The sequence below is a fragment of the Streptomyces lacaronensis genome (genome assembly GCF_047337785.1).
Taxonomy (GTDB): Bacteria; Actinomycetota; Actinomycetes; order Streptomycetales; family Streptomycetaceae; genus Streptomyces; species Streptomyces lycopersici.
The window spans coordinates 6,120,602-6,142,346 of sequence record NZ_JBLHDK010000003.1 but is presented as its reverse complement, the minus strand read 5'-3'; the positions used below and the strand labels follow the sequence as shown (position 1 = coordinate 6,142,346).

At 71.1% G+C, this 21,745-nt stretch carries 18 protein-coding genes, 2 tRNA genes and 3 pseudogenes; 12 read left to right on the top strand and 11 right to left on the bottom strand.

The features are described from left to right. Positions 1-20: 20 nt before the first annotated feature. The 3 genes and pseudogenes from ACMTAK_RS26745 to ACMTAK_RS26735 form a co-directional block, all read left to right on the top strand. Positions 21-302 (top strand): annotated as a pseudogene (locus ACMTAK_RS26745) (DUF2637 domain-containing protein); the annotation flags it as partial. 26 nt (positions 303-328) lie between these two features. Then, positions 329-523: pseudogene (locus ACMTAK_RS26740) on the top strand (tyrosine-type recombinase/integrase); the annotation flags it as partial. 3 nt (positions 524-526) lie between these two features. After that, positions 527-697, top strand: a complete 171-nt coding sequence (locus ACMTAK_RS26735; protein ID WP_413813282.1) for a hypothetical protein — start codon at positions 527-529, stop codon at positions 695-697. A 91-nt stretch (positions 698-788) separates the two neighbouring features. Here ACMTAK_RS26735 and ACMTAK_RS26730 read toward each other — a convergent pair. Both ACMTAK_RS26730 and ACMTAK_RS26725 read right to left on the bottom strand, forming a co-directional pair. Beyond that, positions 789-861, bottom strand: a tRNA-Arg gene (locus tag ACMTAK_RS26730). A 327-nt stretch (positions 862-1,188) separates the two neighbouring features. Beyond that, positions 1,189-1,279, bottom strand: a tRNA-Ser gene (locus tag ACMTAK_RS26725). A 280-nt stretch (positions 1,280-1,559) separates the two neighbouring features. On the opposite strand from ACMTAK_RS26725, the gene ACMTAK_RS26720 reads away from it, so the two are divergent. Together ACMTAK_RS26720 and ACMTAK_RS26715 are read left to right on the top strand one after the other, a co-directional pair. Further along, complete coding sequence (locus ACMTAK_RS26720; RefSeq protein WP_413808549.1) at positions 1,560-2,009, top strand: SSI family serine proteinase inhibitor; 450 nt, start codon at positions 1,560-1,562, stop codon at positions 2,007-2,009. A gap of 213 nt (positions 2,010-2,222) precedes the next feature. Next, entirely contained in the window at positions 2,223-6,773 is a 4,551-nt protein-coding gene (locus ACMTAK_RS26715) for a PAS domain-containing protein (RefSeq protein WP_413808548.1), read from the top strand. 117 nt (positions 6,774-6,890) lie between these two features. Here the strand turns inward: ACMTAK_RS26715 and ACMTAK_RS26710 are convergent, their stop codons facing one another. Continuing rightward, entirely contained in the window at positions 6,891-7,286 is a 396-nt protein-coding gene (locus tag ACMTAK_RS26710; RefSeq protein WP_413808547.1) for a hypothetical protein, read from the bottom strand. A 160-nt stretch (positions 7,287-7,446) separates the two neighbouring features. Here ACMTAK_RS26710 and ACMTAK_RS26705 point away from each other — a divergent pair, with 160 nt between their 5' ends. After that, positions 7,447-8,454, top strand: coding sequence for a winged helix-turn-helix domain-containing protein (locus tag ACMTAK_RS26705; protein WP_413808546.1), 1,008 nt, complete (start codon positions 7,447-7,449; stop codon positions 8,452-8,454). A gap of 109 nt (positions 8,455-8,563) precedes the next feature. On the opposite strand, the gene ACMTAK_RS26700 is transcribed toward ACMTAK_RS26705, so the two are convergent. The 6 genes from ACMTAK_RS26700 to ACMTAK_RS26675 form a co-directional block, all read right to left on the bottom strand. Further along, entirely contained in the window at positions 8,564-10,219 is a 1,656-nt protein-coding gene (locus tag ACMTAK_RS26700) for a long-chain fatty acid--CoA ligase (protein WP_413808545.1), read from the bottom strand. A gap of 120 nt (positions 10,220-10,339) precedes the next feature. Continuing rightward, a complete protein-coding gene (locus ACMTAK_RS26695; RefSeq protein WP_413808544.1) occupies positions 10,340-10,870 on the bottom strand; it encodes a SigE family RNA polymerase sigma factor in 531 nt (176 codons plus the stop codon). 179 nt (positions 10,871-11,049) lie between these two features. Then, entirely contained in the window at positions 11,050-11,901 is an 852-nt protein-coding gene (locus ACMTAK_RS26690) for a DUF1906 domain-containing protein (RefSeq protein ID WP_413808543.1), read from the bottom strand. A 53-nt stretch (positions 11,902-11,954) separates the two neighbouring features. Then, the gene (locus tag ACMTAK_RS26685; RefSeq protein WP_413808542.1) at positions 11,955-13,121 is read right to left on the bottom strand and encodes a lipid-transfer protein; all 1,167 of its coding nucleotides are present in this window, start codon (positions 13,119-13,121) and stop codon (positions 11,955-11,957) included. Then, complete coding sequence (locus ACMTAK_RS26680) at positions 13,118-13,561, bottom strand: MaoC family dehydratase (protein WP_413808541.1); 444 nt, start codon at positions 13,559-13,561, stop codon at positions 13,118-13,120. The genes ACMTAK_RS26685 and ACMTAK_RS26680 overlap by 4 nt, the downstream gene beginning before the upstream one ends. Before the next feature lie 65 nt (positions 13,562-13,626). Beyond that, positions 13,627-14,607: a bifunctional MaoC family dehydratase N-terminal/OB-fold nucleic acid binding domain-containing protein gene (locus ACMTAK_RS26675; RefSeq protein WP_413808540.1), complete on the bottom strand. Its 981-nt coding sequence runs from the start codon at positions 14,605-14,607 to the stop codon at positions 13,627-13,629. A gap of 733 nt (positions 14,608-15,340) precedes the next feature. Between ACMTAK_RS26675 and ACMTAK_RS26670 the strand changes: the two genes are divergently transcribed. Next, positions 15,341-16,507, top strand: a complete 1,167-nt coding sequence (locus ACMTAK_RS26670; protein WP_413808539.1) for a bifunctional DNA primase/polymerase — start codon at positions 15,341-15,343, stop codon at positions 16,505-16,507. 375 nt (positions 16,508-16,882) lie between these two features. Further along, on the top strand, positions 16,883-17,680 hold the full coding sequence (locus tag ACMTAK_RS26665; RefSeq protein ID WP_413808538.1) for a hypothetical protein: 798 nt from the start codon (positions 16,883-16,885) through the stop codon (positions 17,678-17,680). A 145-nt stretch (positions 17,681-17,825) separates the two neighbouring features. Here ACMTAK_RS26665 and ACMTAK_RS26660 read toward each other — a convergent pair whose 3' ends face one another. Then, on the bottom strand, positions 17,826-18,077 hold the full coding sequence (locus tag ACMTAK_RS26660; RefSeq protein ID WP_413812997.1) for a helix-turn-helix domain-containing protein: 252 nt from the start codon (positions 18,075-18,077) through the stop codon (positions 17,826-17,828). Between the two features lie 344 nt (positions 18,078-18,421). Here ACMTAK_RS26660 and ACMTAK_RS26655 point away from each other — a divergent pair. The 3 genes and pseudogenes from ACMTAK_RS26655 to ACMTAK_RS26645 all read left to right on the top strand — a co-directional run. Then, positions 18,422-18,730: pseudogene (locus ACMTAK_RS26655) on the top strand (hypothetical protein); the annotation flags it as partial. 183 nt (positions 18,731-18,913) lie between these two features. Beyond that, positions 18,914-20,416 (top strand): MFS transporter, encoded by a 1,503-nt coding sequence (locus ACMTAK_RS26650; RefSeq protein ID WP_413808537.1) that lies wholly within the window; start codon positions 18,914-18,916, stop codon positions 20,414-20,416. A gap of 85 nt (positions 20,417-20,501) precedes the next feature. After that, positions 20,502-20,792: a hypothetical protein gene (locus ACMTAK_RS26645; RefSeq protein WP_413808536.1), complete on the top strand. Its 291-nt coding sequence runs from the start codon at positions 20,502-20,504 to the stop codon at positions 20,790-20,792. Positions 20,793-20,882: 90 nt separating this feature from the next. Here ACMTAK_RS26645 and ACMTAK_RS26640 read toward each other — a convergent pair whose 3' ends face one another. After that, a complete protein-coding gene (locus ACMTAK_RS26640) occupies positions 20,883-21,392 on the bottom strand; it encodes an SRPBCC family protein (RefSeq protein WP_413808535.1) in 510 nt (169 codons plus the stop codon). A 6-nt stretch (positions 21,393-21,398) separates the two neighbouring features. On the opposite strand from ACMTAK_RS26640, the gene ACMTAK_RS26635 reads away from it, so the two are divergent. Next, positions 21,399-21,674, top strand: coding sequence for a VOC family protein (locus tag ACMTAK_RS26635; protein WP_413812996.1), 276 nt, complete (start codon positions 21,399-21,401; stop codon positions 21,672-21,674). Positions 21,675-21,745 lie beyond the last annotated feature (71 nt).

Genomic DNA, 21,745 nt, shown 5'->3' with positions numbered 1-21,745 from the left:
CGCGCACGGTGACCGTGGTCATGGGCATCATCGCGGGCCTGGCCTTCGTCTTCTCCTTCGGCAACGTCTGGGCCCTGGCCCTGCGCCTCGGCGTCCCCGGCCCCATCGCACCGCTGATCGCCCCGATGGTGGACCTGTCCGTCGTCGGCCTCCTGGTCGCCCTGCGCTACCTGTCCCTGCACGGCGTACCCGTCGAACAGATCAAAGGCGCCACTCGGCTGATGCACTTGTCCGGGCTGCTGACCCTGGTCCTCAACGTCGCCGAACCCATCGTCGCCGGACACTACGGCCGGGCCGGTCTCGCCGTGCCCAGCAGCGCGGGGATCGGCTGGCGGCGGGAGACAAGTGGAAGGGCGGCGGCAGCGATCTTGTCTTCACCACGAAGAACGGCACTCCGATCGAGCCGCGCAACCTCAACCGCGCCTTCACCCTCCTGTGCGACAAGGCAGGGGTCCGGCGCGTCCGCTTTCATGACCTCCGGCACACCTGCGCGTCCCTGCTCCACGAGCAGGGGGCCGACGCCCGAATGATCATGGAAGTACTCGGGCACAGCTCGATCCGCGTGACCATGGACATCTACACCTTCGTCCGGCTGGACTCACAGCGCTCCGCCATCGATCGCGTCGGTGATGCCCTGCGTGACGGCAACGGCCCGGACGATGATGACGGCGCGGGTGGTGCTCTGGTCGCCGTCTGATCGAGGCGCGCGGCGGTTGCCGTCAACGACCGCCGTCAACGGTCAACGCAAGAGGCCCCTTCCATTACTGGAAGGGGCCTCTGAGCTGCTGCGCGCTCGGCAGGATTCGAACCTGCAACCTCTTGATCCGTAGTCAAGTGCTCTATCCGTTAAGCTACGAGCGCTTGGCTTCCCGGCGGTTTTTCTTGCCGGTCGGCGTTGCGGGGACAACATTACATGACCTGCGCCGCCAGGCGAAATCCGTTTCCTCCACCCTCACTGACCTGCGGAAACTCCATTTTTGGGGGCCTGCGGGATTGCCCTCGCGAGACCTCCGGGAGTCCGTCTTCGCGTCGCGAGTCGCTTGAGGAGCGAGGTCGATCGCTACGGAAAGCCACGGGAAAGTCACCTTGCGTCGCGCCCGACAACGGTGTGGTTGCGTGATCACTCATGGCGGGTCCGGGAACGACGCAGGGGGCCCGCGCCCAAGGCGCGGGCCCCCTGTCGGAGAGCGGAGGCTGAGGGATTTGAACCCTCGATGGGCTTTAAGGCCCAAACCGCATTAGCAGTGCGGCGCCATAGACCAGACTAGGCGAAGCCTCCAACACACCGGTCGCTCGCGCGAGCGCGAGGTGGCGTGTGCAGATGATGTCACAGCCCAGTGGGATGTCACCAATCGCGGACTACGGTACTCGGCGGGCGGGGCCCATCGCAAAGCCCTAATAGGGGGAGCGCGGCCCGTACGGCGGAGCGCACTCCTTACGGCCGAGGAGATCCCTTACGGCAAGCACAGCCCCTTACGGCGGAGCAACGCGCGCGGCGGCGGCGCGTTAGAGGGGGCGGGGGCAGCGCGCCCCCGACTGATCACACCAGGAGTGCCCCCATGCCCCTGCTGCACCGCCTCGCCGTCACCGCCGTGCTGACGACCGCCGCCACCGCGGGCGCGCTGGCCCCCGCCGCGGCCACGCCGCTGCCGCTGCCCCTGCCGTTCGACGGGGAGAGCGCCGACCGGCTTGTGGTCACCGTGAGTGAGACCGGTGAGGCCGACGACGCCGCGACCTTTGTGCTGAGCTGCCACCCGACCGGCGGTACGCACCCCCGGGCGCGGGCCGCGTGTGCGCAGCTGGACTCGCAGACCGTGTGGGGCCGGGATCCGTTCGCGCCGGTGTCGCCGGACGCGATGTGCACCGGGCAGTACGGCGGGCCGGCCACGGCTCGGGTGACGGGCCACTGGGCGGGGCGTCCCGTCAACGCCCGGTTCAACCGCACCAACGGGTGTGAAATCGCCCGATGGAATCGGTTCTCCGTCGTTTTGCGCACGCCTGGGAGCTGACCTGGGGATTGGGCCGGGAGTGAGAGGAGAAGAGCTCGGTGAAGTTTGTCCGGGCGTGCGTCGAGACGCGTACGTCGCGCTGCGACCTCCCTCTCATCCGCCGTCGCGTCCGGCGCTGGTGCCCGTAGACTCCCCTAGAGACACTCCGCAGATGGGACGGCAGAATGACCGCGGGTGTCAGCAAGGTGCGGTAGTCAGGGAGGAAGCGTCGTCGTGAGCAGCAGGCCATCCCGAGGCGCTGCTCGCCTCGCGGCGATACTCGACGCCCTCCCGGACGCGCTGTTGCTGGTCAACTGCAACGGCACGATCGTCAACGCCAACCACCACGCGCTGGAGTCTTTCGAGGCCCCGGGCACCGCCCTGGTCGGCCGTGGTCTGCTCGATCTGCTCCCCTCCTTCGATCCCAATCGCATTCCCGGGTCGATGCGGCGCCCCGACGAGTCACAGGGGGACGGCAGCAAGCCGACCCGGATGATGGCCCGGCGCACCGACGGGGCGCAGTTCCCCGTCGAGGTGACCAGCGCGAATCTGGAGGACGGGCGGACTCCTTACGCCGATCAGTACAGCTACACCGGCGATGAGCTGCTGATGCTCATCGTGCGCGACCTGACCGGGACGCTCGACACCGAGGCCGAACTCGCCCGTCAGCAGCGCCAGACCGAGATGATCCTGCGCGCGGCGGCGGAGGGCGTGATCGGCGTGGACACCGAGGGCAAGGTGGTCCTCGTCAACCCGTCCGCCGCGCAGATCCTCGGCTACCGGGCCAGCGACATGGGCGGTCAGGAGCTTCACTCTCTTGTACACCACTCGCGCCCGGACGGTTCCCCCTTCCCGTACGAGGAATCGCCCCTCGCCGACACCCTGCGCTCCGGCCGCAAACACCGGGTGCGCGGCCAGGTGCTGTGGGCGAAGGACGGAAGCCAGGTCCCGGTCGATCTGACCACCGCGCCCGTCCGCGACGGCGACCAACTCGTGGGCGCCGTGCTGACCTTCACCGACCGGCGGGCCGAGAAGGCCATGGCGGCCAAGCACGCCGAGGAGGTCGAGAGCCTCACCACCCGGCACACCGAGAAGGTCGAGAGCCTCACCACCCAGCACGCCGAGGAGCTGGAAGGGCTGACCGCCCAGCACACGAAGGCCCTGGAGGAGCTGCGGACCCAGCTCACCGAGGAGCGCGCGCGGTACGCGGCACAGCTGGAGTCCGCCACCGCCCGGAACGGCCAGCTGCTCGCCGTGCTGGACCAGTCCCTGCGCGGACCGCTGCTGCAACTGCGCAGTGAGCTCGGTGTGCTCGCCGACGATCCGGCCGGGCAGCTGTGGCCCGAGGCCAACCAGATCCTGCACCACCTCGCCGCCGGCTACACCCGGATGACCACGCTCGTCGACAACGTCCTGAGCTATCAGCGGCTCGACTCGAGCGGCGAGGAGTTGGCCCGCCGTACGGTCTCGATGGACGAGGTCGTATCGGCCGGTGTCGAGGGCGCGGTCGAGTTGATCGGGCCGGGGCGCGCGCAGTTCGCCGTGCACGCCCCGCCGCTCGACGCCGAGGTGGACGCGGAGCGGCTGGCCCAGGCGCTCGCCCATCTGATCGCGGACGTCGCCGGGGTCGACTCCACCGGCAACGCCGCCTCGGGCGTCACGGCGAGCGACTCCACGATCGTGGTCGCGGCGGCGCAGCGCGGCGATGTCGTACGGATCGAGGTCCGCGGACCGTACGCGGGTGGCGACCCGGTACACGAGCCGATCGTGCGCGGGATCGTGCGCCTGCACGGGGGTGTGCTCCAGACCCATGAGATGCCGGGCATGGGCGGGCACGCGTACGTCCTGGAGGTGCCGATCTCGGCGGCGGCCGCCGCCGAGCAGGAGCGCCTGGACGGCGACGCCGCCGGACAGGGCGGCGGTACGCAGGGGCAGGGCACCTCGGGCACGGGCACTGGCGCGGGTACGGCTGCCGGTGCGGGCACGGCGGGCGGCAACGCCTCCGGCCACACCCCGACCGGACGCCGCGCCCGGCACGGTGCGGCCCCCAGCGACACGCCGGGCGACACCAGCGGCGGCGGTACTCAGGGGAACGGCGCGCAGGGCGGCGGCACGCAGGGCGGTACGCCTCCGCCCAACCTCCGTAAGGACGACCCGCGTACGACCGATCCCCGTACGGCCGGTCCCCGTGCGGCCGACCCGCGCACCGCCGCTCAGCAGGGCGCCCCGGGGACGGCCCCGGGGACGGCCGCGCCCGCCGCGCTGCCCGCCGTCGTCGGTGAGGCCGCCGCGGCCCAGCAGCAGAACGCGGTCGAGTCCGCGAACCCGCCTCGGCCCACCGGACGGCGCAGGGCGCGCCCCCACCCCGACGAGGATCCGGCGGCTGCCGCGGCCGCGAACCCCGGCCAGAACGCCGAGGGAGCCGCCACCGGCAGCCATCGCCACGCTCGTGGCGGCGCACCGGAAGCGGCCGGTCCGCAGCCGACGGGCCCCGCCGCCATGGGCGTTGTGCCGCCTCAGGGCATTCCGGCCCAGCAGCAGCCCCAGGGGCGCCGCGCCCGGCGCGGCGCCCAGGCGCAGGAGCAGGGCGGGCCTCAGGCCGCCGGTGCACCCGCCCCCGCGCAGGGCGCGGGCGGCCGACCTGCCCTCGCCCTGCCCGCGGCCTCCTCCGACGCGCCCCAGCAGCCCGCCCAGCCGACCGCGTCGGGCATGCCCGCGCTCCCCGCCGCCCGCACCCCCGAGGAGCAGCAGCCCAACTGGGGCCAGGACACGAACGGCGGCCAACCGCAGGAAGTCCCGCCCACCGGACGGCGCCGCGCCCGCCGCGCACTGGGCGAGGCGCCGGAGCAACCGACGCCCGACCAGGCGCAGGCCCCTGGCCAGCCGCAACCGCAACCTCAGCAGTCCCAGTCCCAGCCGCAGCCCGCGGGGGATCCCGGCCTCGCCCGCTCCCCCTTCGCGTTGCCCCCGGCCGCCGCCGACCGGGCGCAGCCCGGCGCGCTGCCGCCCGAGCTCGGCCCGGCCGGGCTCGTCCCCGCGCAGCACGGCCCCCGCGAGGCGCGGGGCGGCGCGCCCCAGCCGCAGCAGGGCGGGGGGCTGGCCGTACGAGGCGAGCCCGTACCGCCCAACGGCGCGGCGCGGCCCGGTGGCTGGCCGTCCGACCCCGCTCAGGGGCAGGGCCAGGACCCGCGTCGGCCTCAGCCACAGCCGCAGGCCCAAGGCCCTCAGCCCGCCGCGTCGGGCATGCCCGCGCTCCCCGCCGCCCGCACCCCCGAGGAGCAGCAGCCCAACTGGGGCCAGGACACGAACGGCGGCCAACCGCAGGAAGTCCCGCCCACCGGACGGCGCCGCGCCCGCCGCGCACTGGGCGAGGCGCCGGAGCAGGCCCAGGCTGGTCCGCAGCCCGCGGAGACCAGCGGGCGCCCACCGGCCCAGCAGTCGGCGCAGTCCCCTGCGCAGTGGCCGGACGCGCCCGCGCAGCCGCGTCCAAAGCCGCTCCCCGCCGAGGCCCCGCCGAACGCCGACACCACCCAGGGGCGCGCGATCAGCGTGCGCACCCTGGGCCAGGGGGTGCCGTTCGCCCAGCAGGTGGGGGAGCAGCCCCAGGGCCGGCCCGCACAGGGCCAGCCGCAGGGACGCCCGCCGCAGGGTCAGCCGCAGACGCCCTCCGGAGGCACCAGCACGGGGGGCGGCAGGCGGCGCAAGCTTGCCGCCCGGCCCGAGATGACGGACCAGGGCGCCTCGGCAGAGCCGCAGCCGGCCGACAACCGGGCGCATCCGCACACCGGACCGCAGCCCCACACCGGGCAGCCCACGCACGGCGGCCAGCAGCCCCACACCGGACCGCAGCCGCACCCCGGTCCGCAGACCGGCGCGCAGCCCCGTCCCCAGCCCGGACCGGGGGCGCAGCCGCAGCGTGCGGTGGGCCCGTCGCAGGGCTCCGGCCGTACGTTCGCCATCGGCGCGCCGGACGAGGGAACCGAGGGGCCGGAGCCGCTGGACGGGCCCAACGGCGCCGTCGAGATCGTCGACGACCGCACCCCACCGCCCGACGACGAGCTGCCGCCGGAGCCGCTGGACAACCCGCGCCGCCTCCTGGTGTGGCCCGCGCCGGACATGTCCACCCAACAAGCGCTGAGCGACCGCGGCTACCGTCCGGTGATCGTGAACTCCCGTGAGGAAGTGGACGCGCAGATCGCCGCGTACCCGGCGGCGCTGTTCGTCGACCCGCTGACCGGGCCGATCACCCGGACCGCGCTGCAGTCACTGCGTACGGCGGCGGTCGCCGCCGAGGTGCCGGTGCTGGTGACCGCGGGGCTCGGCCAGGCGACGCGCGAGGCGGCGTACGGCGCCGACCCGGCCATCCTGCTCAAGGCGCTCGCACCGCGCGACAGCGAGCAGCATCCGTCGCGCGTGCTGCTGATCGAGGAGCATGAGCCGATCGCGATGGCGCTGACGGCGACGCTCGAGCGGCGCGGCATGCAGGTCGCCCGTGCCGCGACGGACGCGGACGCGGTCTCGCTCGCGGCCCAGATGCGGCCGAACCTGGTGGTGATGGACCTGATGCAGGTACGCCGCCGCCGGGCCGGGATCGTCGACTGGCTGCGCGGCAACGGACTGCTCAACCGCACCCCGCTGGTCGTCTACACCTCCGCGGACATCGATCCGGCCAACCTGTCCCGGCTGGCCTCGGGCGAGACGGTGCTGTTCCTCGCGGAGCGCTCGACGAGCGCGGAGGTGCAGTCGCGGATCGTGGACCTGCTGGCGAAGATCGGCACAAACTGACGCCCGCGGCCGCCCTTACTGACGCCTACGGCCCTCCCCTTACTGACGTCGGACGAGCCCCGAGACCTCTTCCGGCCCCGGGGCTCGTCGGCGATGAGCACGCCAGGTGTCAGCTCATCAGCAGCCCTTCACCTTGTTGACCTTGGCGGGCCACCCCCACCAGTAGTGCTCAGTGCGGTCCGCGTTGATCTTCTGGCACTCGAAGTCGGCCTGCGAGTCGAGAATCACCTTCACGTGCTTGGCCTTCTCGCACCTGTTGGTGATGTACAGGTGATCCGTGGCCCCGGAGAAGTCCGTCTTGAACTTCACGCAATCGGGCACGTTGACCCGGTCGACGCGCTGCATGATCTGCGATCCGGCCGTTCGCTCGGTTACCTGCCGCGCCGCGGCGGTGGCCGGTGCCGACGCCGCGGTGGCCGGTGCCGACGCCGCGGTGGCCGGTGCCGACGCGGCGGCCAGTGCACCCACGCTCAGGAGGGCGGCGCCCGTGGCCAGGGCAAATGTGCGCTGCATGTGGGTTGTCCCTTCTTCGTGGTCGCGTCGTGTGCGGGCGTGATCTCTCCGGTGCACCGGTCCGCTCCGTCCGTACGGCTTACATCCTGTTCCGGGAGCCGACGGGAAGGCGACCTGATTCGGCTCGGGCCGAAAGACGGCGGTGCCTGACAATGGGGGTGTGGTACTGCGGATTCACTTCACGGGCGAAGACCTGGCCCATACGCGCCTGGCGCAGAGGGCCCGGCCGTTTCTGGAGGTGGGGCTGGCGCTGTGGCGCCTACGGCAACCGGCCCACGCCGCGCGGTCCGACGCATGGCAGTGGGAGGCCGCCAGACGGCTGGAGCCTTCCCTGCGCAGGCTGACGGCCCGGCATCCCCGGGCACGCTGCTCCGACTTCCTGTGGACTCCTACGGCGGCCGAGGACCCCCGGGAGGCTCTCGAAACCGTCCTGGCGACACCTCCGGCACAGGTCCGCAAGCAGGTGGCACGGGCCTGCGAGCGGTACCGGACGGGCTCCGCGTGGACACATCGCCTCGGTGACGGCTTCGGAGCCTTGGACCATTACGGAAAGCTGCTGCGCAGCGTCCACAACCAGGTCATCAAACCGTCATGGCACCGGATCGGCACGTCGGCGGCCCCGGCGTGGGCGCGGCACGGGCCGTGCCTGGCCTCAGCCGGGATCGAGAGTGTGCTGGCCCGGCTGGAACACTGCGGGGCCCACTGGAGCCCGCCCGTACTGCACATCGACTCCCCGGGCGACCAAGACGTCCACCTCGGCGGCCGGGGGCTGATTCTCATCCCGACCCTGCTCGGCGGCGATCCCTTTCTCGGCACGGACCCGTTCGACGTCGAGGACGGCGAGCCGCAGCGGTGGCTGACGTTCTCCCTCCGCCGAGCCGAACAGCCGCTCCCCACCGCGGACTTCACCGCTTCCGGTAGGCCGCCACAGCCCTTGTCCACCCTGCTGGGGCGCAACCGCGCCGCCGTGCTGTGCGCCATCGCCGAACGCCCGCGACGCACCACCACGCAGCTCTCCCAGCGGGTCGGCATCGCGACCGCCAGCGCCAGCGAACACGCGACCATACTCCGCGCGGCGGGCCTGACCACCGCGGCGCGCCACCACAACATGGTGCTGCACACCGTGACGGCGGCCGGGCGCTCCCTGCTGCACGCCTGTGCCGGCTGACGCGGCCACGCCGGTGGGCCCGAACGGGAGCCTTACGGTGGCCGCGTTGCCCATAGGGGCTCCCTTACGGTGGCCGCGTTGCCGACGCGCCCCCGGAACCCGGCGTTCCTCAGCTCAGCGTGGTCACGTCCAGCACCCCGTCCGCGTACTGCTTTCGGATGACCTTCTTGTCGAACTTCCCCACGCTCGTCTTCGGCACCGCCGGAATCACCGCCCAGTGCTCCGGCAGCTGCCAGCGCGCGACCCGTTCGGCGAGGAAGGCCCGCAGGCCCTCGTAGCCGATCGTGGCGCCGTCCGTCAGGACCACCGTGGCCAGCGGCCGCTCGCCCCACTTCTCGTCCGGCACGGCCACCACCGCCGCCTCGGCGACCTCCGGATGGCCCATCAGCTGGTTCTCCAGCTCGACCGAGGAGATCCACTCACCGCCGGACTTGATGACGTCCTTGGCCCGGTCCGTCAGCGTCAGATAGCAGTCGGGGCTGATGGTGCCGACGTCGCCGGTCTTCAGCCAGCCGTCCTCGGTGAACTTGTCCTCGGGGCGGAACGGCTCGCCGTCCGCCCCTCCGTAGTACGCGCTCGCGATCCACGGACCGCGTACCTCCAGCTCACCCGGCGTCTTCCCGTCCCACGGCACGAGTTCGCCGTCCGCCGAGATCAACCGGCACTCGACGGACGCCGGGAAGCGGCCCTGCGTCAGCCGGTACGGCCAGGCCTCCTCCGCCGGGAGACCGCCCGGCGGATGGGCCACGGAGCCGAGCGGAGAGGTCTCCGTCATGCCCCACGCATGGACGACGTGGATGCCGTGGCGTTCCCCGTACGCCTTCATCAGGGAGGGCGGGCAGGCCGCGCCGCCGATGAAGACGTTGCGCAGACAGCTCACCTCCCGCGGCCTCGCGTCGAGCTCGGCGAGCAGCCCCTGCCAGACGGTGGGGACGGCGGCGGCGATCGTGGGGCGCTCGCGCTCGATCATCTCGGCGAGCGGTTCGGGCTGGAGGAAGCGGTCGGGCATGAGTATCGAGGCGCCCGCCATGAAGGCGGCGTGCGGGGTGCCCCACGCATTGGCATGAAACATGGGCACCACCGGCAGCAGTACGTCGCCCCCGGACATCCCGAACGATTCGGCGGTGTTGACCTGCATCGAGTGCAGATAGATGGAGCGGTGGCTGTAGGCCACGCCCTTGGGGTGTCCGGTCGTCCCCGAGGTGTAGCAGAGGGCCGCGGCCTGGCGCTCGTCGATCTCCGGCCAGGCGTAGCGCTGCGGCCGCCCCTCGATCAGCTCCTCGTACTCATGGACCCGGGCGGCGCAGCCGTCCAGGACGGAACGGTCACCGGGGCCCGCGACCACGATGTGCTTCACGGTGGTGAGAGTGGGGAGGAGCGGGGCCAGCAGCGGCAGCACGGAACCGTTGACGATGATCACGCGGTCGGCGGCGTGGTTCACGATCCAGCCGAGCTGATCGGCGGGCAGCCGTAGGTTGAGGGTGTGCAGTACCGCGCCCATGGACGGGACCGCGAGATACGCCTCCAGATGCTCGCAGTTGTTCCACATCAGGGTGGCCACGGCCTGCCCCGGCTCGACCCCGAGCTCATCGCGCAGCGCGTTCGCCAACTGGGTCGACCGCACCCCCACCTCGTGGAAGCTGCGCCGCTGGGGCTCGCCCTCTCCGGTCCAGGTGGTCACATGGGCCGTACGGCCGTGCACGAGGGTCCCGTGCACGAGGATGCGGGTCACGGTCAGCGGTACGTCCTGCATCGTGCTGAGCACCGGGGCCTCCAGGGGTTCCGGTTACGCGGGTAGAGGTTCCGCCGATTCTGCAACCGACCACCTGGTATGTCACTACCCCGGGACCCCGTCGGTCCCCCGTCTGTCCCCCTGGTCAGGCGATCATGCCGCGTGGCCGAGTTCCGGGTCCTCACGGAGCTTGCCGAGGGCGCGCGAGACCGCGCTCTTGACGGTGCCGACGGACACCCCGAGCACCTCCGCCGTCTGCGCCTCGCTCAGGTCCTCGTAGTACCTGAGGACGACCATCGCCCGCTGACGGTCCGGCAGCCGCAGTACGGCCCGCCACAGCGCGTCGCGGAGCACCTGCCGTTCGGCGGGGTCCGGGGCGGGCACCGTCTCGGGCTCGGGCAGCTCCTCGCAGGCGAATTCGTCGATCTTGCGCTTGCGCCACTGCGAGGTCCGGGTGTTGACCAGGGCGCGCCGCACATAGCCGTCCAGCGCTTTGTGGTCCTCGATGCGCTCCCACGCCAGGTACGTCTTGGTCAGCGCGGTCTGCAGCAGATCCTCCGCGTCGGACGCGTTGGAGGTCAGCGAGCGGGCGGTGCGCAGCAGCACGGGCCCCCGCGCCCGTACGTACGAGGTGAACGACGGGAACGCGGCGGCGGATACGCCTGTGCACACGGTCGTGGTCATGGCTCAACGCTAGGAGCGAGCAGGTCGGAGCGGATCGGCCATAAGTGCCGAAGGGCAATCAGCCTCAGGTTGTACGGGTGGTGCCGGCACCACCTCCTGCGGGGGGAGGGGGCGGCCGGATGGTCAGGGTTCTTCCCGAGGGCGACCCACGTTCTTCCCCGAAGGCGACCCACGGGTGCTCACTTGATGATCGCGACCGGTGCGTCCACCTTGTTGCGGTCGATGCGCAGCGTCCGGCCGCCGTGCGTCACATCGACGTTGCCCCGGTACTGGTGGATCCGGCGGTGCGGATTCCACGCGCTCTTGGCCAGCGTCGACTCCCCGTACAGCGACGGCTTCCCGTTCCAGCGCGCGAACCACATCACGGAGGGCAGGTCATGGACCCCGGCCCGGCGGGCCTGCTCCACATGGCGCACCCCGGACTCGGCGCTGCTGTAGAACCCGGGGAAGAAGCCGCGCGAGCGGACCTCGCGGTTCCAGCCGCGGATGAAGGAGAGCGTCTTGGCGGCGCAGCTCGTCCGCTTCAGGTCGTACGCCTCCATGTCGAGGTAGAGCGCGCTGCGCTTCTTCAGGGAGAGCGCCTTGGCGCGCGCCACCGCGTCCTTGCCCTCCGTCTGCCCCTGGGAGAACGGTTTGCTGCCGATGGGCACGTGCTTCTTGTTGGTGTTGCGGACACAAGGCGACTGAGATCCGACGAAGATGGGCAGCACCTGCCACTTCATGCTCTTGACGCCACGCATCCAGGAGACGGTGAGGTTGGGCTGGCTGGCGCAGGCCCGGCCGCGGCCCGCGTAGTAGACGCCGACGGCGCGGTAGCGGGAGCTGTTCCACGCGCGAAGGGTGGCGAGGGACGGCGCATGGCAGGTGTCGAAGGCCCAGCCCTTGAAGACCTTGGCGCCCAGGGGGCGGGGGTCGGGCAGGGCCTCCGCCGAGGCGGCGGGGGTGGCACCGGCGACCGCGGTGGCCAGGGCCGCGGCCAGACCGATGGCCCAGCCCGTAATCTGCCATCTGCTCTGCTTACTTCGGGTCATATGACGAGTGAAGGTGGACCTCGGCGGCCCGATACCGCCGACACGCGCGCGAGTCAGCCGTCTGCGCCGAGGAGAAGCCCGGATGTCGGTACCCCGGTGCCCGCGGTGACCAGAGCGCGGGCGGCCCCCGGCACCTGGCTGACGGAGCTGCCGCGGATCTGGCGGACGGCCTCGGCGATCCCGTTCATCCCGTGCAGATACGCCTCCCCGAGCTGACCGCCGTGGGTATTGAGCGGCAGCGCGTCCTCGGCCACGAATCCGGCCGCCTCGCCGCGCCCGCAGAAGCCGAACTCCTCCAGCTGCATCAGCACGAACGGCGTGAAGTGGTCGTAGAGGATGGCCACGTCGATGTCGGCCGGGGTCAGGCCGCTGCCGCGCCACAGCTGACCGGCGACCACCCCCATCTCGGGGAGGCCGGTCAGATCGTCGCGGTAGAAGCTCGTCATCTGCTCCTGGCCGCGGCCCGCGCCCTGCGCCGCGGCCGTGATCACGGCGGGCGGACGCGACAGGTCACGCGCCCGCTCCACGCTGGTGACCACGATCGCCTGTCCGCCGTCCGTCTCCTGACAGCAGTCGAGCAGCCGCAGCGGCTCGACGATCCAGCGGGAGGCGGCGTGCTCGGCGAGGGTGATCGGCTTGCCGTGGAAGTACGCGGCCGGGTTGATGGCCGCGTGGCGGCGGTCGGTGACGGCCACATGGCCGAAAACCTCGGGAGTCAGCCCATAGGTGTGGAGATAGCGCTGGGCGGCCATCGCGACCCACGAGGCCGGGGTCAGCAGCCCGAACGGCAGCGACCAGCCGAGCGCGGCACCCTCGGCGGACGGCTCGCGGTGCTGTACGCCAGAGCCGAAGCGGCGCCCGGAGCGCTCGTTGAACGCGCGGTAGCAGACGACGACCTCGGCGACGCCGGTCGCGACGGCGAGCGCGGCCTGCTGAACGGTGGCGCAGGCCGCGCCGCCGCCGTAGTGCACGCGCGAGAAGAAGGTGAGATCGCCGATGCCGCACGCCTGCGCGACGGTGATCTCGGGGCTGGTATCCATCGTGAAGGTGACCAGCCCGTCCACGTCGGCCGGGGTGAGCCCGGCGTCGTCCAGGGCCGCCTGGACGGCCTCGACGGCCAGCTTCAGCTCGCTGCGGCCCGAGTCCTTGGAGAACTCGGTGGCGCCGATGCCGACGATGGCGGCCCGACCGCCCAGGGTGTCCGGCTTGCGGGCGCTCATCGGGGGGTGTCCGGGGTGGTGGGGGTGAGGGCGGTGGTGGTCTTTGGGGCGTCGCTGGGGAACTGCACCGTGACCGTGCCGGTCACATGGTGGCCGATGCCGTTCTTACCGATGACGGCGACCTCCGCCGTGCCCTCCGCGACCGAGGTGACCTGGCCGGTCAGCACCATCTCGTCGCCCGGGTAGTTGGGCGCCCCGAGCCGGATGGCGACCTTACGGAGCCGGGCCCGCGGCCCGAAGTGATCGGTGATGTACCGGCCGACCAGTCCATTGGTGGTGAGGATGTTCATGAAGATGTCCGGGGAGCCCTTCTCCTTGGCCGCCTCGGCGTCGTGGTGCACATCCTGGTAGTCCCGGGATGCGAGGGCACCGGCGACGATCAGCGTCCGGGTGATCGGAATGCGCAGTGGGGGCAGCTCATCGCCCGTACGCACCGTCATACGACCGCCTCCTCGTCCGTACGGTCCGCGCCGCCAGGGCCACGGGGGGTTCGCTCGTCCATCCGTTACGCCCCCGCGCCCCGGAACACCGGCAGCTCCAGCTCCTCGTCCACGCGCAGGAACTCCAGCTCGACGGGCATGCCGATGCGCACCTTGTCGTAGGGCACCCCGGTGATGTCGCTGACCATCCGCACGCCCTCCGCGAGCTCGATCAGGGCGACCGCGTAGGGCGGGTCGAAGGCGGGGAAGGGCGGATGGTGCATGACCACATAGCTGAACACCGTGCCGGCGCCGGACGCCTCGAACGTCTCCCACCGCTGGGAGCCGCACGCCCCGCATCCCGGCAGCCACGGGAAGCGCGGGGTGGCGCAGTCCAGGCAGCGCTGGATGAGCAGCTGATGCCGGGCGACGCCCTCCCAGAAACCGGCGTTGTCGCGGTTGATGACGGGGCGAGGGCGGCGGGGACGGTCGGCCGTCGGCTCCTGCTTTCGCGTCGGTTCCGGCTTTCGCGTCGGCTCTGGCTTCGTCGCATTCTTGGGCCGCGCGGGTGCGTATTTGAGGATGCGAAAGCGGTGGGTGCCGACCAGCTCCCCGTCCCGGGTGCGGACGTTCATCCGGGTGGTGACGAAGTGTCCGGTGCCCAGCTTGGTGGTCTTGCTCGGCGACACCGACTCGATCACCGCGTCGAAGGTGACCCGGTCGCCGGGGCGCAGCGGCCGCAGGTACTCCTGCTCGCAGTCGGTGGCGACCACCGAGGTGCAGCCCGCGTCGTCGAGCAGCGCCAGCAGTTCGTCGTACGCCTCGGAGCGGGCCGAACCGCCGGGGTGCCCGGCCAGCCCGCCCATCGTCCACGCCTGGAGCATCGTGGGCGGGGCCACAGCCGGATAGGCGGGGTTGGTGTCGCCCATGGCCTCGCACCAGTGTCTGATCATGGGCTCGTTGACGGGGTCCCTGCCCGCGCCGCCGCTCGCGGCCGTCCGCCCCTCGTACGCCTTCAGCCGTCCGTACAGCTCTTCCGGGTCAACGTCCAGGTCATCACGCGTCATCGCTTCCCCTGCCGCATGTCTGCCGTAGAAAGCAACAGCTATCTGACTATCCGTCAGATAAATCGACGCTGTCAAGGACGAACGCCGAAGCACGGCACACGCACGATCGCGCGGTGGCGTTGATACGCCACCGCGCGACCGTACGACCTCACCCGTCCCGTTTCGCTCAATGAATCACCACAGCTCACTCAGATCGTTCGGACACCGTGCCGCTTCCGCGTTCCCCGCGATTCCCGCCTTTCCCTTACAGGCGCTCGCGGCGGTCGTCGCGGTCGCGGCGCTCGGGGTCATGGCGGTCGCGGGTGCCCGCGATGGCGGCGACCTGCCCCCGTGCGAGCGGGTCACATCCCAGGAGCAGCGCCCCATCCTGGACGCGGAGAACGGTGGCACGGTGAAGGTGCGACCGGGATCCGTCCGGATGTCCGCCATCTCGATTCCTCCGATCGATCCCCCGACTCCCGTGACCTCCCCGAGGCTCGGAAGGGTCACGGAAGCAGAGTTGCCCATCGATTCCCGGACGATGCGCGCGGGCCACTCGAATTACCACGCAAGCATGATGAACCTGTTTTAAACACCCCACGCACCCCCACTCCCCGCGTCACGACGATGCGCCCGGCGCGCCACCCCCACCCGGCCATAGACCGAGCCTTACGAGAGATTCCGTTCCGCATAATTTCGGCCATCCTCGGCGAGTTGCCGGGCCCTCTTCCCATTACCGAACACTTGTCCGAAAATGGGCGACATGGCGAATCCCTTACTCGCCCATGCTCTCGCCCACGCCCTGACCGCCGCGGCCCACGGTTTCCGGGTAATCCCGCTGACCCGCGCGAAGCTGCCCGCCGTGCGCTCCCCTCACCACCACGACCCCGCGCCGCTGCCGTGCCATGGCGAATGCGGCCGACTGGGCCACGGAGTTCATGACGCCTCGGCGGCCCCGGACACGATCCGCGCCCTGTTCGCCGCCGCCCCCTGGGCCACCGGCTACGGCATCGCCTGCGGATGCGCCCCGTACCACCTCATCGGCATCGACCTCGACGTCAGGGGTGTGCGGCCCGATAAGCCGGGAGCGCCCGGCAGGCCACAGGGATCCGGGGGCGCGGGCGACACGAACGGCCGGACCGAAGGGACCGGGACGGCGGAGAGAACCGAGAGGACCGAGAGGACCGAGAGGACCAGGGCCGGAACGGCCGAGGGGGCCGGGGCGGCCGGGGCGGCCGGGGCAGCCGGGGCCGAGACGGCTGGCCCAGCCGGGGCCGGGGCGGCCGGGAGTCCCCATGCAAGCCGTAAGGGCGGCACGGACGGTCTGGCCGCCCTCGCCCGGCTGGCCCGCGAGCACGCCTTCGCCATCCCCCGTACGGTCACCGTGCTCACCCCGAGCGGCGGCCGCCATCTGTGGCTGTGCGGCCCACCCGGCCTCGCCGTCCCCAACTCCGCCGGTCGTCTGGCCCCTGGCATCGACATCCGTGGACTGGGCGGCTATCTCGTCGGCCCCGGCTCCTACGCCTCGCACGGCAGCTATCGCCTAGCGCCCGGCGCCCCCGCCTGGGCCCCGGCCCCCGTCCCGTCCGCTCTGTTGCGCCTGCTCACGCCACCGCGCCCGGCCCCGCCCAGCTCGTACCGCCCCTCGTACCACCCCGGCCCGCCGTTCCCCGAGCCGCATCCCGCGGCCCTGGAGGGGCTCGTACGGTTCGTCCGCGCCTCACGGGAGGGTCAGCGCAACGACCGGCTGTTCTGGGCGGCCTGCCGCGCCTACGAGACGGGTGCGGGACCGGAGTTGGCCCCCGCTCTGATCGAGGCCGCGCTCGACACCGGCCTGCCCCCGCGCGAGGCCCGCGCCACGGTAGCCTCCGCGGCCCGCAGCGCCGCCCGCCACCTCCAGCCCCCGGACGCGTGTGCCTGACGCCCGGCCTGATGCCCGTGATGACCCCTGGGCGGCATGAACGGAACAGAGGCGGCAGACGTATCGGAGGACGCCGGAGGCGGCGCGATCCAGCGGTACACGGACGGTGACCCGTGCGCTACGGGAACGAAGAGCACTATCGTGACCATGCGACGAGGCGCTCCGTACAGGAGCCGGAAGGCGCAGCAACCGGAAGGCGCAGGGACCGAAACGCGTAGGAACCAGGCGGCGCGGGGACCGAACGGCGCAGGAACCACACGCCCACTCGCCGGTGCTTCCGCCCCTGAGGGCGGACAGTGAAGGGATTCCCGCTCTCCCCGCGATCGGTGCCCAGCGACCGGCGCTTCGGCACCAAGGCGCGATCAGGGGGGAGCATTGCACGAGCTCTACGCACAGGGGTGGTTCGCGGAGATCGCGTTACCCATAGGCGTCTGCGCGCTGGTCACCTGGATCTCGCTGGTCCATCGTTTCGCCGACAAGGGCCGCCTGCTGGGGACCGTAAGGTCCGCGTCACTGTGCTGCGGAATCATCGCCTGCACCTGCGCGGCGGCACTGCTCACCATCGCCCTGCTGCTGCCGCACGCCGCCGATGTGCCACCCGCCGTGGCCGCTGCCGCCGCGGGCGGGGCCCTGGCGCCTCGCGTACGTCAGCAGCAGAACCAGCAGTCCACGCCGCCCTTCGTGGCCGTGATCACGCTGGGCATCGCGGTGCTGCTGAGCGAGCTGGAGCGGCGGCTGGTCCACGACATGTACCTCCACTGCCACCGCCTGGTCAGGGACTTCGAGAACGTGGCCCAGCTGCGCATGTTCGCCTTCGAGGCGCGCCTCCAGCTGCGCGGCTGCACCCCCGCGACCAAGGACAGGACGACGATCAACACCCTGTACGAAGAGGTGGACCAGCTCCTGGACGACGCGGCCAAGGTCGAGGCCGACATCGAGGCGAAGTGCCGGCAGCGCGAGGTCCAGGAGTTCCCGCCGGAGCTGCACGCCCCGACCCGGGAGGAGGCGGAGGACCGCCGTCAGGCCCTGGCGATGGCCATGGACGCCTGCGTACGCATGCTGGAGTTCGGCTACCGCACCGGGAAGCGGAGCGGCGACCGTGAGCTCATGCGGCTACGGGACGAGGCGCTGGCGGTACGCCCCCTCGCCACGACGGGCGCCTCGCACCCCTGACGTGGCTCGGACCCTTGACGTGACTCGGGCCCCTGACGTGACTCACACCCTCGACGTGGCGCCGCCCACCGCACACCACAACGACCCCCGTCAGGGACACACACGCACCCCGCACGCCCCACGCACCCCACGCATTCCGATGCCTTCAAGGAGCGTAGACAAAGGCATCGGACCCATCGCCCAGCCCACACGGCCGCCGAGTCCCGTCCTCCTTGGGCTCCACAAAACTGATCTTGATGTCCAGCTCCAGCGCATCGGCCACGGCAGCGAGGCTGCGCAGCGTCAGATTCTCGTCACCGGAGAGGATTTGGCTCACTCGCCCCGGGCTAACGTCCATGAGCCGGGCGAGATCAGTGCGGCTCATGCCACGCTTCCCCAGCAACCCGGCGACCTCCACAGTGGCCTGACGCGCCAACCGCGCCCCCGAGTGGTCGGCAGCCTCCGCCTTCGCACCTTTGCTCTTCCACGGCACGCTTCATCAACCTCCCAGCGCATGGTGCCGACCTCGGGCGTCGAACGCCCTCAGTGAAAGCTTCCCACCTTTAGCTACAACTAAAAGCCCACTTCCCGCCTTCCCACCCACCATCCACCCCTCAAACAGCCGATCCCCCGGCCCTGACCTGCACCAACACCCCACCCATAGCTTTTCGGCCAGATCTGCCCACCGACCAGCTCCACCGAACCGACAACGGCCCCCCGTCCCCCGTCTCCAACATCCGCACGTGAAGATCGGCGAAGCAAGAGCAGGAACGCTTCCGACGGGCCAACAATGACTGGTACAACGCGGCCTATCCAGACCCCTCGACCGTGGATCCGACGGTCTACGACCACGAGATCCACCCCGGCGCGGCGGCCTGGTTCAAGCCCACGTCCCAGGCCTTGATCACGCGGGTGGCCGGCTACCTGGAGATCCTTGCCGCTCATGGCATCGAGTGCCGGACGATCCGGTCGTCGAATCCGGGGAGGATCGTCTACGAGGACGCGTACCAGATCGTCGTCGTGCCGTACGAGAGCAGAAGCGCGGCCGGCGAAGAGCCCGACCAGATGTGAAGTCGCCGCACCCCTTGCCCGGAAGCCCTTGTCCGCAACCCGTGTCCGGAAGCCCTTGTCCGGAAGCCCTCACCTCACCGACCTTCAACCGGCGACTTGAGGGATATCGGCTCATCGGCGCTGGTCCGGCGGCCACAGTCGATGAAAAGTCTCCGAGATCACTTCAACGAAACACTTGAAGTCATGAATCCGCGAGACACCGATCAGCCCGGGGCGGAGCCTGCCCTCGAGACCCGCCACGGCACAGGAGGAGCCGCCCCCGCGCGGCGGCAGTGGTCGACGCTGCTGGCGGTGAGCGCGGCCCAGCTCCTCGTCGTCCTGGACGGCACCATCGTGAACATCGCGCTGCCCTCCGCGCAGAGCGCGCTCGGCATGTCCGACGCGAGCAGGCAATGGGCGATCACCGCGTACGCCCTGGCCTTCGGCGGTCTGCTGCTGATCGGCGGCAGGGTCAGCGGCGCACTCGGCCATCGCCGTACGTTCATCCTCGGCCTGGCCGGCTTCGCCGCTTCCTCCGCCCTGGGCGGTGCCGCCGTGAACCCCGAGACGCTCTTCGGGGCCCGTGCCCTGCAAGGCGTCTTCGCCGCCGTACTCGCGCCCGCCGGGTTGTCGTTGCTCAGTACGACGTTCACCGAGCCGCGCGAACGTGGCCGGGCGTTCGGTGTGTTCGCCGCGGTCGGTGCCTCCGGTTCCGCCCTCGGCCTGGTCGCCGGGGGACTGCTGACCGAGTACGTCAGCTGGCGGGGCTGCCTGTACATCAATGTCCCTGTCGCACTGCTCGCCTTGCTCGGCGCGACACGCGTGCCACCGGATCACCCCGTCCGCGGCGACGGGCGGCTTGACGTCGCGGGCGCCCTGCTCAGCGCCGCGGGCTTCGCCACCATGGTCTACGCCTTCAACGAGGCCGAACCCCTCGGTTGGGGCTCACCGAGGGTACTGACCCTGCTGACCGGCAGCGTCCTGCTGCTGGCCGCGTTCACCGCCGTCGAGGCGCGAGCCCCCCGCCCGCTGCTGCCGATGCGCATGCTTCGGCACCGCGCCCGCGCCGGCGCACTCATCTCGATCGGCCTGATGTTCGTCGCCATGTTCGGCTTCTACCTGTTCATGAGCTACTACACCCAGACCGTTCTCGGCTACTCACCGGTCCAGGCGGGCCTGACGCTGATGATCAACGCCCTGGCCGCCCTGATCGGCTCCACACTCATCGCCGGGAAGCTCCACGGACGCCTCACGCCCGCCGCGCTGATCCTGCCCGGCCTGATCACCGCGGCCTCCGGGATGCTCATCCTCACGCGCCTGACACCGCAGAGCACACACGTCCTGCCCCTCTACCTGGCACCCGCCCTGGTACTCACCGGACTGGGCCTCGGCTGCGTCATCCCCCCGACCGCCGCCCTGGCCACCGCCGACACACCCCGAGCCGACATCGGGGCCGCATCGGCCGCCTACAACGCCTCCCAGCAACTCGGAGCCGCCCTCGGCACCGCACTCCTCAACACCATCGCGGCCACCGCGACGGCGTCCTCCCTCGCGTCAGCACGCCACACCACGCCGAGCTCGGCATCCGTCCACGGCTACACCACGGCGCTGACCGTCGCCTTCGGCATCCTCCTCGCCGCCGCGTGCATCTCCGCGCCACTGACCACGACCCGCCGCACGAACGCTCACGGCTCACGCGAGCCGTGAGCGCCCGTCAAGCGACGGCCCCTAGCAATGAGTGAGGAGGGGCGGTCGGCGTCTCCTCCGGACCGTGTCTGAGCAGGAGGCAACGATGCGTCGTATCGGGCTTGTGGCGGCGTCGGCGACGGGTGCGGTATCCCTCGCCCTGTCGCCGGCGGGATCGGCCATGGCCGCCCAGGGCACCCTGACCGTCGGCCTGGCCACCCACACCAACCCCAGTGGCTGTTACACGACGAACGTCTGGCCCATGTTCGTGGCCAACAACACCAACCAGGTCGCCACCGTCTTCGACCTCCCGAACTGCCAGGGCCACGCGATCAGCCAGGTCCGGCCGAACGAGTCCAGCCTCTTCGAGTTCGGCACCAGCGTCTCCATTTCCTGACACCGGGAGCACGACACGCAGAAGGGGTGCCCCCTTGATCCATGGGCACCCCTTCTGACAGCTACGCCACGCGAGATCGGAAGCAGGTGCTCATATGCTCCGGCTTCGGATGTCGCGGGCCATCGCCTCGATCGTCGCGGTCATGTTGCGGCGTAGTTGGTCCAGCCGTCCCTGCAGGAGCACCGCGGCGTTCTCAGGGTCGGCCCGCACCGCCGCGCGGGCTCCGCTGTCACCCGGTCCATGGATGAACGACTGACGGACCACCGTCTGATCCTGCCGCGCGGCGGGCCGTAGATCGTAAGTCCAGGTGGCGAAATGCTCCTCGGTTTCCGGGGAGCCCCCGAACACTCTCCAGCCGAACGAGTACGGCCGGTCCGCCGCGACGACCATGCATACGACCCGCGTGACAAGCCCATTGGGGAACCGGTTGCGGGCCTCGAAGCGCCCCCCGACCGCTGGTCCACTCCAGCCGTCCAGCCAACCCGCGTAGGTGCACTCCGGGCTCCAGTCACCGATCCGTGAGAGGTCCGTGATCGCCTCCCAGAACTGGTCCACCGGCGCGTCGACGGATAGTTCGACCTCTGCACGGGCGCCAGTCACGCCGAAATCCTCATCCATACGAGGGCGGACCGACCAGACGACGAAAACTCATCGCGGCCCCTCCAGATCGACATCCGCGTACCAGGACACGGCCGCCTGACGAACGGTGGGCGCGGATGTCGATCTGGAGGGGCCGAACGGCTGACGAACGCGGGAGGGAAGGTCCTGGATGAGTTCGACGGGCACCACATTCTGATGGCTGGCCCAGAGGGCAACGAGTTCTGCGCCGGCGCAGCCTCCTCCGAAACCCCGTCCGACAGATACGGAACAATCCACTCATAAACCCGTCACCTCATCCGTCAGCCGGGCCCTGGACCTCTTGATCCGTGGGTTCGGGCAGCGCGTATTCCCCG